Source organism: Rathayibacter sp. AY1E3 (genome assembly GCF_002932235.1).
Lineage (GTDB): Bacteria > Actinomycetota > Actinomycetes > Actinomycetales > Microbacteriaceae > Rathayibacter.
On sequence record NZ_PSVN01000022.1, the window covers coordinates 1 to 12,305 of the forward strand.

The window sequence follows — 12,305 nt, forward strand, 5'->3', positions numbered from 1 at the left end:
ACGGTGAAGCGCCGATCGAGGTAGCGCTCGTTGACGAGGGCGGCCGCTCGACGTCGTCGCCATCGCGGCGGCCGCCCTCGTCAACGAGCGCTACCTCGATCGGCGCTTCACCGTCCACCACCTCGCCGCCGAGCTGCGGATGCCCGCCCTGCTGCTGCGGCTGCGGTTCCGCCGCTGCTACGGGCTCGGCCTCGACGAGCACCTCGCCCTCCGCCGACTCGAGCTGGCCGCCGTCCTGATGGCGAGCACCCCCGTCGCTCTCGGCGGCCTCGACCGCATCGCCCGGGGCTCCGGCTACCGGGGCACCGCCGAGCTGGACCGCGACCACCGGAGGCACCGCCGGTCCTCCGCGCTGGCCGCCTGGTTCCGGGCCGCCCCGCGTCCCGAGCGCGAGCACCGGCCCGGCACCCGGCCCGAGGAGGAGCTGCTCGCCGCAGCGCCGGGCGCCGCGACGCCGGACCGCCCCAGCAGCGTCCGCTCGGCACCTGTCACCCCGCTGGGGCGCCGCGCCTGAGCCCGGCCGCGGAGCGGTACAGTGCCACGATGCGCACCTCCGGAACCCGCCGATGACGGCCGTCCGCTACGTCGCGATCGGCGATTCCTTCACCGAGGGCGTCGGCGACGAGCGGCCGGACGGCACCCCGCGCGGCTGGGCCGATCTGACGGTCGCGGGATGGGCGGCGGCCACGGGCGAGCGGATCGAGTACGCCAATCTCGCGATCCGGGGCCGGCTCATCGCGCCGATCCTCGCCGAGCAGCTCGAGCCCGCGCTCGCCCTGGGCCCGACCCACCTCTCCTTCAACGGCGGCGGCAACGACATGCTGCGCCCGCGGGCCGACATCGAGCGGATCGCCGACGCCTACCTCCGCGTCCTCGAGCGCTGCGACGAGCAGGGCGTCGTGCTGATCGCCCTGGCCGGCGCCGACCCGTCGCCGCGGCTCCCGCTCGGCTCGCTCATCCGCCGCCGCGGGGACGCACTGACCGACGCCGTCCTGCGTCGGACGAGCCACCGGACCGACGTGGTCGTCGCCGACAACTGGCACGACCCCGCTTTCGCCGATCCGGAGCTGTGGTCGGAGGACCGCCTGCACCTCGGCCCGCGGGGGCACCGGCGGGTGGCCGACCGGGTCCTGCGGGCGCTCGGGCTCACGCCGCCCGCCGCGCTGCCCGACGCTCCCGAGGCCGCACTCCGGCGCGGCGGAACCGTGCAGTACTACCGGCAGCACGTCGCGCCGTGGGTGCAGCGCAGGCTCACCGGCACGTCCTCCGGGGACGGCCGCGCCGCGAAGTACGCGGGCTTCGTGCCGATCGACCCGGTCTGACGCCTCCTCCGAGGAGCACGGCCCTCGTTCGACGGGCAGGGATCTCCCCTGAGGCGCTCAGCGGCGACCACTCGTGGCCGCTCGACGGCGTCGAGCGCTCAGTGCCAGCCGTACCGCGCCGAGAGCACCCGGGCGACGGCGTCGTACCGAGCACGCTCCAGAGCTGCTCCTTCGCGGCGCATCCCGGCGGGGTGCACGCGGAACACGCGCTCCGGGTCGACCCAGCTGGGGCGCCCGTCCGGGTCCCAGCCGCCGGTCCCGACGGCCAGGTAGTCGGAGTGCTCCTTCGAGCTCAGCCGCACGGCGAGCACCGTCCCCGACTTCTCGACCGCGAGCACGAGCACCGGGCGGTCCTTGCCGCGGCCGTCGTCCTCCTCGTACGGCACCCAGGTCCAGACGACCTCGCCCGGGTCCGGGTCGCCGTCGGGCGTGGGCGCGTAGCCCAGGCGGACCCCGCGGAGCCGCGACGGGTCGACCTCGACGGTGCGGCCCACTCCGCTCGCGCCCGGGGTCGGCGCCGTCGTGCTCAGGTACGGGCGCTGCGGGCGGGGCCCGGCGTCCGGCCGCGGGGCGACCGCGCGGCCGAGGAGTCGGAGGAGCAGGGACACGACCGAGCGCGAGGAGGGCACCCCGGAACCCTAGCCCGGATCCGCGGCCGCCCGCCCGCGGGGGCGCGCCCGGCGGTCGCCCGGCCCGGACGCGCCGACGGGGTGCCGGCTCCGGAGAGCCGGCACCCCGTCGGGTGCTGCGGAGGAGGGGGTCAGTCCGCCAGGACGTAGCCCGCCTCGCCGTGGATGGCCGTGTCGATGCCGGCGATCTCGTCCTCGTTCTTCACGCGGAAGCCCATCGTCTTCTGGATGATCCAGCCGATGAGGAGCGTCATGACGAAGGAGTAGGCGAGGACGGTGAAGGCCGCGAGGGCCTGCTTGCCGAGCTGGCTCGCGTCGCCGGTGAGGAACAGGCCCACGCCGGTGCCGAAGAAGCCGATGTAGAGCGTTCCGATGAGGCCGCCGACCAGGTGCACGCCGACCACGTCGAGCGAGTCGTCGTAGCCGAGGCGGTACTTGAGGTCGATCGCCAGGGCGCAGACGGCTCCGGTGATGACGCCCAGGACGATCGCCCAGAACGGCGACAGGCTGGCGCAGGCCGGGGTGATCGCGACGAGGCCCGCGACCGCGCCCGAGGCGGCGCCGATCGAGGTGGGCTTGCCGTCCTTGATCTTCTCGACGACGAGCCAGCCGAGGATCGCGGCGGCCGGAGCGGCGATGGTGTTGAGGAAGGCGACGGCCGCGATGCCGTCGGCGGCGAGCTCGGAGCCGGCGTTGAAGCCGAACCAGCCGAACCACAGCAGTCCGGCGCCCAGGAGCACGAACGGCGGGTTGTGCGGCTGGTGCGCGCCCTTGGTGAAGTTGACGCGCTTGCCGAGCACCAGGGCGAGGGCGAGGGCCGCCGCTCCGGCGTTGATGTGGACGGCGGTGCCGCCCGCGAAGTCGATCGCGCCGACGCCGTAGGCGATCCAGCCGCCGTCGACGACGGTGGCGTCGTCGCCGAGGGTGAAGTTGAAGACCCACGAGGCGACCGGGAAGTAGACGACGGTGGCCCAGACGCCGGCGAAGACCATCCAGGCGCCGAACTTCGCGCGGTCCGCGATGGCGCCGGAGATGAGCGCGACGGTGATGATCGCGAACGTCGCCTGGAACGCGGCGAAGGCCAGCGTCGGGTAGGCCGACGTCTGCTCGCCGAGCGCGTCGTTGTAGATGCCCTGCAGGCCGATCTGGGCGGTGTCGATGCCGAGGACGCCGTCGATGCCGACGAAGGTGTCGGTCCCTGCGGGGCCGGACGGGCCGTTGCCGAACGCGATCGCGTAGCCGTACAGGACCCAGAGGACCCCGATGAGGCCCATGGCTCCGAAGCTGAGCATCATCATGCTGATGACGCTCTTCGCACGCACCAGGCCGCCGTAGAAGAAGGCGAGCCCGGGGGTCATGAGCAGGACCAGCGCGGCTGCGATGAGCAGGAACGCGGTATTGCCTTGATCCATTGTTGAACCTCTCGTGAGTGTGCAGAGAAAAGCCCGGAGCGAGGACGCTGCGTCGGAGCACGGCCTGGAGACACGCGGGTGTCGGGTCACCTCGGGTAGCCGACAGTCTGGTGGCGCGAGGTTTCGTCCCGTGAGGCACCGCGTTTCGCGGAGGTTACGGCCGAGGCCCCTGTGTAAAAAGCGCGTTACGGCGCGCTGGCGGACGGCACGACGACGACCCCGGGAACGCCGGGAGGAGAGCGGATCCGCCCCTAGGAGCGGGGCGCCATCGAGGTGAGCGCGATGAGCCGCGACATCGAGCGCAGGTACTTCTTGCGGTAGCCGCCGCTCAGCATGTCGCCGCCGAAGACCTCGTCGAGGGGCGTCCCGGAGGCGAGGACCGGGATCTGCGCGTCGTAGACCCGGTCGATGAAGGCCACGAGGCGCAGGGCGTCGGTCTGGTCGGTCAGAGCGGTGACACCCCGGAGCACGATGGTGTCGACGCCGTCGATCACCTTGATGTAGCGGGAGGGGTGCACGGTGCCCAGGTGGTGCACGGCGTCCGCGAACGGGTCGTCGGTGACGACGGAGCCTGCGGGGGCGGCCGCGACGAGAGCGTCGATCTCCTCGTCGGTGCGCACCACGGCGTGGCCCTCGATGTCGCGGCGCCGGTAGTCGGTGCCGTCGATCCGCATCGTCTCGAAGTGGGCGGCCATCGACTGGATCTCGCGGAGGAAGTCCGCCGCGGCGAAGCGCCCCTCGCCCAGCGCGTTGGGCGGGGTGTTCGAGGTCGCGGCGATGCGGGTCCCGGAAGCGACCAGCTCGCCGAGGAGCCGCGTCATCAGCATCGTGTCGCCCGGGTCGTCCAGTTCGAACTCGTCGATGCACAGGAGCGCCGAGCCCTTGAGGAGCGAGACGGTCGCCGCGTAGCCGAGCGCGCCGACGAGCGCGGTGTACTCGATGAACGTCCCGAAGTAGGTGCGGCCCGGCACCGCGTGCCAGATCGCCGCGAGCAGGTGGGTCTTGCCGACGCCGAAGCCGCCGTCGAGGTACACGCCCGGCTTGACCGCGGGGGCCTTCTTCCGGCCGAAGCCCAGGAAGCCGCCTCCGCCGCCCTTGGATCCGCCGCCGGCGGCGAACGCGCGGAGAGCCTCCACCGCGTCGGCCTGCGAGGGGTACTCCGGGTCGGGACGGTAGCTCTCGAAGGTGGCGCCCTCGAACTGGCGCGGGGGCACCAGCGTCGACGCGATCTCGTGCCCGCTGATCTGGGGCGAGCGGGCGGTCAGGCTGCTCGTCGATCGGACGTCGTCGGGGCTCACTCGCGTCTCGCATCCTGCGCACGGCGGGGGTCAGTGCGCTCAGTGGCGGCGGCCGCGCCGGGCACGGAGCCGCCGCGGTTCTGTGTCGAACTCTTACGGCGCCCTCCGTGCGGCGTCGTCCGCGGACGCGTACTGTCGCTGAAGGGCGGGCTCCAGCGTAGCCCGCCGTGGAATCACGCCCGCGCTCCGCGCACCATCCTGGAGGTCCTCCTTGTCCGTCGAAACCGATCCGTCGCCGAAGTTCGCCTCCTACGCGCACCCCGAACGGCTCGTCAGCGCCGACTGGCTCGAGCAGCGCCTCGGCACTCCCGGTCTCGTCGTCGTCGAGTCCGACGAGGACGTCCTGCTCTACGAGACCGGCCACATCCCTGGCTCCGTCAAGATCGACTGGCACACCGACCTCAACGACCCGGTGCAGCGCGACTACATCGACGGTGCCGCGTTCGCCGCGCTCGTCGGCGGCAAGGGCATCGCCCGCGACACCACCGTCGTCGTCTACGGCGACAAGAACAACTGGTGGGCCGCCTACGCGCTCTGGGTCTTCACCCTCTTCGGTCACGAGGACGTCCGTCTGCTCGACGGCGGCCGCGACAAGTGGCTCGCGGAGGGCCGCCCGACGACCACCGACGCCTCCTCCCCGGAGCCCGCCGAGTACCCCGTCGTCGAACGCAGCGACGCCGAGATCCGCGCCTTCAAGGACGACGTCCTCGCGCACTTCGGCAACCCGCTGATCGACGTCCGCTCCCCGGAGGAGTTCACCGGGCAGCGCACCACGGCGCCGGCTTACCCGGAGGAGGGCGCCCTGCGCGCCGGTCACATCCCGAGCGCGCAGAACGTGCCCTGGGGCAGGGCCGCCGCCGAGGACGGCACCTTCCGCCCCCTCGACGAGCTGAACGGCATCTACCGCGAGGGCGCGGGGCTGAAGGACGGCGACTCCGTCATCGCCTACTGCCGGATCGGCGAGCGCTCCGCCCACACCTGGTTCGTGCTGACCCACCTCCTCGGCTTCGAGGGCGTCCGCAACTACGACGGCTCCTGGACCGAGTGGGGCAGCGCCGTCCGCGTCCCGATCGTGCAGGGCGCCGAGCCCGGCGAGGCCCCCGCGGCCCGCTGACGCGTCACCACGGAGGCCGGGAGCGCCGATCCGCCCGTCGACGGGCCGGATCCGGGCTCCCGGCCTCCGCTGCGACCGCCCGCCGCCCCTCCCCCGATGAGACACTGGACCGGATGACCGACACCACGCTCCCCGACGCTCTGCGCGACATCCGCGAGGAGTTCCTCGCCCTCGAGAAGCCGGAGCGCCTGCAGCTCCTGCTCGAGTTCTCGAACGAGCTCCCCGACCTGCCCGAGCGCTACCGCGACCACCCGGACCTCTTCGAGCGCGTGGAGGAGTGCCAGGCGCCCGTCTTCATCGTCGTCGACGTCGACGGCGGGATCGTGCACCTGCACGCCACTGCTCCCCGCGAGGCGCCCACGACGCGCGGCTTCGCGTCGATCCTGGCGCAGGGCCTGGCCGGGCTCACCCCCGAGCAGGTGCTCGCCGTCCCCGACGACTTCCCGCAGACCATCGGCCTCTCGGAGGCGGTCTCGCCGCTGCGCCTGCGCGGCATGACCGCGCTGCTCGGCCGCACCAAGCGGCAGGTCCGCGCGCACCTGGCCGCATGATCCTCCGGCCGCTCGTCCCCGCCGGTCCGCCGATCGTGATCGGCGAGGAGGGCGCGCGAGCGGCGGTCGCGGACGCCTGGCGTCCCGACGAGGCGGTGCGCGTGCGCCTGAACATGATCGCGAGCGTCACCGGCTCCAGCACCGGCTCCGACGGCACCAGCGAGACGCTGACCAACCGCGTCGACCGCACGATCCTCGGAGTCGTCCGCGAGCAGGCCGACGTCGTCCTCGTCGGAGCCGCGAGCGTCCGCGCCGAGGGCTACCGCGTTCCCCGGCGGGTCCCGCTCGCCGTCGTCTCCGCCTCGGGCGATCTCGCCGGGCACCGCCTGGAGCTGCAGGAGGGCTCCCGGGTCCTGCTGCTGGTGCCGGAGTCGCGCGGCGCGGTGGAGGGGCTCCCCGCCGGCGTCGAGGTCGTCCCGGTCCCGTCCTCCTCGGAGCGGATCGGCGTCGACGAGCTCCTGGAGGCTCTCGCCGGGCTCGGCCTGCACCGCGTCGTCTGCGAGGGCGGCGCCTCGCTCTCGGGCCAGTTCCTCGCCTCGGGCCGGGTCGACGAGCTGTGCCTCACCACCTCGCCGCGCGTGGTCCTCCCGGGCCTCCCGGTCGCGACGGGCACGGCCGTCGTCGACGACGCCTACGCCCTGACGCTCCTGGCCGCGGACGATTCCGGGGCCGTCTACGCCCGCTGGAGCCGCACGCGCTGAGAGCCGCCCACCCGGCGTGCCTCCGCGTCCCGGGCGCGTCGGAACCCTAGTCTGCGACCGTGCCCGAATTCCCAGCGTCGTCCCAGCTCCCCGAGGAGTTCCGGGTCGCGACGGAGTCGATCCGCGCCGCTGCCACGCGCGCCGAGCTCACCGTGTCCGAGATCGCCTCGCCGTCGGGTCTCGCGCCCTGGGCCCTCGCCCTGTCGGGCGACGTCGCGCCGCACGCGCACGGACGCGACTCCGAGCTGGGCACGGGGCGCTTCATCCTGCTCTACGACCCCGAGGAGCCCGAGCAGTGGGGCGGCCCCTTCCGTGTCGTCTGCTTCGCCCAGGCCCCGCTCGAGGTCGAGATCGGCACCGATCCGTTCCTCGCCGAGGTCGCCTGGTCCTGGCTCATCGACGCCCTCGGGGCGCGGGGCGCCTCCTATTCCGCCGCGTCCGGCACGGCCACCAAGGTGCTCTCCACCGGTTTCGGCGAGCTGGCCGCTCAGGGGGACGGTGCGCAGATCGAGATCCGCGCCTCCTGGAGCCCGGATGATGCGCAGCTCGCCGCTCACGTGGAAGGGTGGGGGGAGCTGTTGTGCATGCTCGCGGGTCTCCCGCCCGTATCGAGCGACGGTGTGACCCCGCTCGCCTTCCGACGGAACAACCGTGACTGATTACCGTGTCCTCTCCACGCCCGACGAGTTCCTCGCCGCGGTCGACGCCCTCGCCGCCGGCGAGGGCCCCGTCGCCGTCGACGCCGAGCGCGCCTCCGGCTTCACCTACTCGCAGCGCGCGTACCTGATCCAGGTCTACCGGCGCGGTGCCGGCGCGTTCCTCTTCGATCCCCCCGCCATCGGCCGGATGGACGCCCTGCAGGCGGTCATCGGCCAGGAGGAGTGGGTCCTCCACGCCGCCAGCCAGGATCTCGCCTGCCTGCGCGAGGTGGGCCTGGACCCGGTGCGGATCTTCGACACCGAGCTCGCCGCCCGGCTCCTCGGACTGCCCAAGGTGGGCCTCGGCGCCGTCGTCGAGGACCTCCTCGGCATCCACCTGGCCAAGGAGCACTCGGCCGCCGACTGGTCGACCCGCCCCCTCCCCCAGAGCTGGCTCGTCTACGCCGCGAAGGACGTGGAGCTCCTCGTGGACCTCCGCGACCGCATGGAGGAGATGCTCATCGCCGCGCGGAAGACGCGCATCGCCCGCGAGGAGTTCGAGGCGACGCTCGCGCGCGCCCCGAAGGCGGTCCCGCCGGATCCGTGGCGCCGCCTCTCCGGCATGCACTCGCTCCGCGGCCCGCGCCCCCTCGCCGTGGCGCGCGAGCTCTGGCTGGCCCGGGACGCGTTCGCCCGCGAGCGCGACATCGCTCCCGGCCGCCTGATCCCCGACTCCTCGATCATCGCGGTCGCCCGCAACATCCCGACCAGCATCGGCCAGCTCTCGGGCCGCCGCGATTTCACCGGCCGCGCCAGCCGCGGCGAGGTCGAGCGCTGGTGGGCCGCGATCGAGCGCGGGACGACGACCGAGGACCTGCCGAGCCCGACCCGCCCGGCCGCCGACACGCTCCCCCCTCCGCGCGCGTGGGGCGATCGCAACCCGGCCGCCGACGCGCGCCTGAAGGCGGGACGCGCCGTGGTCACCGAGATCGCGGAGCTGCTCTCGCTCCCGGTCGAGAACCTGCTCACGCCGGAGCTGCTGCGCCGGGTGGCCTGGAACCCGCCCGAGCCGCTGACCGCGGAGTCGGTCGCCGCGGAGCTCACCCGCGCCGGCGCCCGCGCCTGGCAGGTCGAGGCCACATCGGGCTCGATCGCCACCGCGTTTGTCGAAGCGGCCCAAGCGTCGGCCGAGGGCACCGAAACCCCTTCGTAGGAAGCGGCAAAGGATTCCGGCTGCGCGGTGCCGGTTCCTACGATCGACGGCGACCGTGAGTTCCTGGGAGGCATTGTGGCCGAGAGATCCGAAGTCGTGTTCGTCGACGGAGTCCGTACTCCGTTCGGGCGTGCCGGCGAGAAGGGCATGTACTGGCAGACCCGAGCCGACGACCTCGTCGTCAAGGCGATGATCGGTCTGCTGGAGCGCAACGGCGCGCTGCCGAAGGTGCGGGTGGACGAGGTGGCGATCGCCGCCACCACCCAGCAGGGCGACCAGGGCCTGACCCTCGGCCGCACGGCGGCGCTGCTCGCAGGGCTGCCGAAGTCGGTGCCCGGCTTCGCCATCGACCGCATGTGCGCCGGCGCGATGACCTCGGTCACCGCGACCGCGGGCGGCATCGCCTTCGGCGCCTACGACGTGGTCCTCGCCGGCGGCGTGGAGCACATGGGCCGGCACCCGATGGGCTTCGGCGCCGACCCCAACCCGCGCTTCCTCTCCGAGCACCTCGTCGGCGAGGACGCGCTCAACATGGGCCGCACGGCGGAGCGGATCCACGACCGCTTCCCGCACCTGACGAAGGAGCGCGCCGACCACTACGCCCTGCGGAGCCAGCAGAAGCTCGCCGCCGCGTACGCCGCCGGCAGCATCCAGCCGGACCTCGTCCCCGTCGCCACGCGCAGCGCCGCGGGCTGGGGCCTCGCGACCGCCGATGAGGCACCGCGCCCCGAGACGACCCTCGAGGGCCTCGCGGGCCTGCGGACCCCGTTCCGCCCCCACGGCCGGGTGACCGCGGGCAACTCCTCCGGGCTCAACGACGGAGCGACGGTGTCGCTCCTGGCCAGCGCCGAGGCCGCACAGGAGCTGGGCCTGTCCGCGAAGATGCGGATGGTGAGCTTCGCGTACGCCGGCGTCGAGCCCGAGATCATGGGCATCGGCCCGGTCCCCTCGACCGAGAAGGCGCTCCGCAAGGCGGGCCTGACCATCGAGGACATCGGGCTCTTCGAGCTCAACGAGGCGTTCGCCGTGCAGGTGCTCTCCTTCCTCGACCACTTCGGCCTCGACGACGACGACCCGCGCGTCAACGAGTACGGCGGAGCGATCGCGATCGGCCACCCGCTCGCCTCCTCCGGGGTCCGGCTGATGATCCAGCTGGCCCGGCAGTTCGAGTCGCACCCCGAGGTCCGCTACGGCGTGACGGCCCTCTGCGTCGGCCTCGGCCAGGGCGGCACGGTGATCTGGGAGAACCCGCACTACGACGGCAAGCGCGGACGACGGAAGGGACGCTGACCCATGCTCGACGGATTCGAGAACCTCGTGGACCTCGCCGAGGGCGAGGTCGTCACCCACTCCTACGTCCGCGACGTGCCGCTGCCCAGCGGCCGCACGCTCGCCCTGATCACGCTCGACAACGACCGCGACCACACCCGCCCCAACACCTTCGGACCGGCGTCGCTCTTCGAGCTGGCGGACGTCCTCCTCACGCAGAAGGAGCGCGCCTCGCGCGGCGAGATCCAGGCGGTCGGCATCACCGGCAAGCCGTTCATCCTCGCCGCGGGAGCCGACCTCAGCAAGGTCGGGGCCATCCCGAGCCGTGAGCTCGGCCGCCAGCTGGCGCGCTTGGGCCATCGCACGCTGGGGATGCTGGCCGAGCTGGGCGTGCCGTCCTTCGCCTTCATCAACGGCCTCGCCCTGGGCGGCGGCACCGAGATCGGCCTGAACGCCGACTACCGCACCGTCGACTCCTCCATCCCCGCGCTCGGGCTCCCCGAGGTCTTCCTCGGCATCATCCCCGGCTGGGGCGGCGCGTGGCTCCTGCCGAACCTGATCGGCATCGAGAACGCCCTCAAGGTCGTCGTCGAGAACCCGCTGAAGAACAACCGCACGCTCAAGGGCCAGGAGGTGTTCGACCTCGGCATCGCCGACGCGATCTTCCCGCCCGCCGCCTTCCTCGAGGACTCGCTCCGCTGGGCCGACGGTGTGATCGGCGGCTCCGTGAAGGTGGAGCGGCCGAACGCGCCCGGCAAGCTGGAGCGGCTGGTCAAGTGGGACGTCGCGATCTCGATCGCGCGCAAGCAGGTGGAGTCGCGGATCGGCACGGTCGCGGCGTCTCCGTACCGCGCGCTGGAGCTGCTCAAGGCCGCGAAGAACACCACGCGCGAGGAGGGCTTCGCCGCCGAGGACGAGGCGCTGGCCGACCTGATCTCGGGCGACCAGTTCCGCGCGAGCATCTACGCGTTCGATCTGGTGCAGAAGCGCGCCAAGCGTCCTGCGGGAGCGCCCGACAGGGCGCTGGCCAAGCCCGTCACCAAGGTCGGGGTCGTCGGCGCGGGCCTCATGGCCTCGCAGTTCGCGCTGCTCTTCCTCCGCCGCCTCCAGGTGCCGGTGGTCATCACCGACCTCGACCAGGAGCGGGTCGACAAGGGCGTCGCGGGCATCCGCGCCGAGATAGACGCGCTGCTGGCGAAGGGACGCGTCTCCCCCGACGACGCGAACCGCCTCCGCGCGCTGATCACCGGCACGACCGACCGCTCCGACTTCGCCGACGCCGACTGGGTGATCGAGGCGGTCTTCGAGGAGCTGTCGGTGAAGCAGGACGTGTTCGCCGACATCGAGCGCTACGTCTCGCCCACGGCGGTGCTCGCGACCAACACCTCGTCCCTCTCCGTCGAGCGCATCGGCGAGCGGCTGGAGCACCCCGAGCGCCTCGTCGGCTTCCACTTCTTCAACCCGGTCGCGGTCATGCCGCTGATCGAGGTGGTCCGGACGCCGCACACCGACGACGAGACCCTCTCGACGGCGATGGTCACCGCCGCGAAGCTCAAGAAGAACGCCGTCATCACGCGCGACACCCCGGGCTTCGTGGTGAACCGCGTGCTGGCGAAGGTCCTGGGCGAGGCGATGCACGCGGTCGACACGGGCACTCCCTTCGAGGTCGTCGAGCAGTCGCTGGCTCCGTTCGGCCTGCCGATGACCCCGTTCGAGCTGCTCGAGCTGGTGGGCCTCAAGGTCGGCGCGCACGTGCTCGACACCCACCACGCCGCGTTCCCCGACCGCTTCTTCGACAGCCCCAACCTGCACCGCCTCGCCGAGCTCGGCCGCGTCTTCGAGCGCGACGCGAAGGGGCGTGTGAAGGGCGTCGACAAGCGCGCGGTCGCGATCGTCGCCGGGGGCACGGAGCCGATGACGGCCGAGCAGCTGCGGCTGCGCGTCGAGACGGGTCTCGCGGACGAGGTCAAGCGGATGCTGGACGACGACGTCGTGCACGCCGCGGAGGACATCGACCTCTGCCTGATCCTCGGCGCGGGCTACCCGTTCCAGATGGGCGGGCTCACGCCCTACCTCGACCGGGTCGGCGCGAGCGAGCGGGCGTTCGGGGACACGTTCCACCACCCCGCGATCCGCGGCGTCGACTGACGCGGAGTGC

The 12,305-nt window shown here is 72.9% G+C and carries 12 protein-coding genes; 9 read left to right on the forward strand and 3 right to left on the reverse strand.

The features are described 5' to 3' along the window. Positions 1-139: 139 nt before the first annotated feature. Together C5C53_RS14665 and C5C53_RS14670 are read left to right on the forward strand one after the other, a co-directional pair. On the forward strand, positions 140-514 hold the full coding sequence (locus C5C53_RS14665; RefSeq protein ID WP_104267876.1) for a hypothetical protein: 375 nt from the start codon (positions 140-142) through the stop codon (positions 512-514). 52 nt (positions 515-566) lie between these two features. Continuing rightward, complete coding sequence (locus C5C53_RS14670) at positions 567-1,322, forward strand: SGNH/GDSL hydrolase family protein (protein WP_104267877.1); 756 nt, start codon at positions 567-569, stop codon at positions 1,320-1,322. Positions 1,323-1,420: 98 nt separating this feature from the next. Here the strand turns inward: C5C53_RS14670 and C5C53_RS14675 are convergent, their stop codons facing one another. The 3 genes from C5C53_RS14675 to zapE all read right to left on the reverse strand — a co-directional run bounded on the left by C5C53_RS14675 (position 1,421) and on the right by zapE (position 4,661). Next, a complete protein-coding gene (locus tag C5C53_RS14675) occupies positions 1,421-1,951 on the reverse strand; it encodes a type II toxin-antitoxin system PemK/MazF family toxin (protein WP_167299028.1) in 531 nt (176 codons plus the stop codon). A 131-nt stretch (positions 1,952-2,082) separates the two neighbouring features. After that, positions 2,083-3,363 carry an ammonium transporter gene (locus tag C5C53_RS14680; protein ID WP_104222080.1) on the reverse strand — a complete coding sequence of 427 codons (1,281 nt, stop codon included), beginning with the start codon at positions 3,361-3,363 and terminating at the stop codon, positions 2,083-2,085. Positions 3,364-3,614: 251 nt separating this feature from the next. Continuing rightward, a complete protein-coding gene (gene zapE / locus C5C53_RS14685) occupies positions 3,615-4,661 on the reverse strand; it encodes a cell division protein ZapE (RefSeq protein WP_104222082.1) in 1,047 nt (348 codons plus the stop codon). Between the two features lie 211 nt (positions 4,662-4,872). Here zapE and C5C53_RS14690 point away from each other — a divergent pair, with 211 nt between their 5' ends. From C5C53_RS14690 to C5C53_RS14720, 7 genes are all read left to right on the forward strand, one after another. Beyond that, a complete protein-coding gene (locus tag C5C53_RS14690) occupies positions 4,873-5,775 on the forward strand; it encodes a sulfurtransferase (protein WP_104232576.1) in 903 nt (300 codons plus the stop codon). A gap of 113 nt (positions 5,776-5,888) precedes the next feature. Further along, on the forward strand, positions 5,889-6,326 hold the full coding sequence (locus tag C5C53_RS14695) for a SufE family protein (protein ID WP_104238764.1): 438 nt from the start codon (positions 5,889-5,891) through the stop codon (positions 6,324-6,326). Further along, positions 6,323-7,027: a dihydrofolate reductase family protein gene (locus tag C5C53_RS14700; RefSeq protein ID WP_104222088.1), complete on the forward strand. Its 705-nt coding sequence runs from the start codon at positions 6,323-6,325 to the stop codon at positions 7,025-7,027. Before C5C53_RS14695 ends, C5C53_RS14700 begins: the two co-directional genes overlap by 4 nt. Before the next feature lie 59 nt (positions 7,028-7,086). Then, positions 7,087-7,686, forward strand: coding sequence for a DUF3000 domain-containing protein (locus tag C5C53_RS14705; RefSeq protein ID WP_104222090.1), 600 nt, complete (start codon positions 7,087-7,089; stop codon positions 7,684-7,686). After that, the gene (locus tag C5C53_RS14710; protein WP_104267878.1) at positions 7,679-8,878 is read left to right on the forward strand and encodes a ribonuclease D; all 1,200 of its coding nucleotides are present in this window, start codon (positions 7,679-7,681) and stop codon (positions 8,876-8,878) included. The genes C5C53_RS14705 and C5C53_RS14710 overlap by 8 nt, the downstream gene beginning before the upstream one ends. Before the next feature lie 75 nt (positions 8,879-8,953). Further along, on the forward strand, positions 8,954-10,168 hold the full coding sequence (locus C5C53_RS14715) for a thiolase family protein (protein WP_104267879.1): 1,215 nt from the start codon (positions 8,954-8,956) through the stop codon (positions 10,166-10,168). A gap of 3 nt (positions 10,169-10,171) precedes the next feature. Next, a complete protein-coding gene (locus C5C53_RS14720) occupies positions 10,172-12,295 on the forward strand; it encodes a 3-hydroxyacyl-CoA dehydrogenase NAD-binding domain-containing protein (protein WP_104267880.1) in 2,124 nt (707 codons plus the stop codon). Positions 12,296-12,305: the final 10 nt, after the last annotated feature.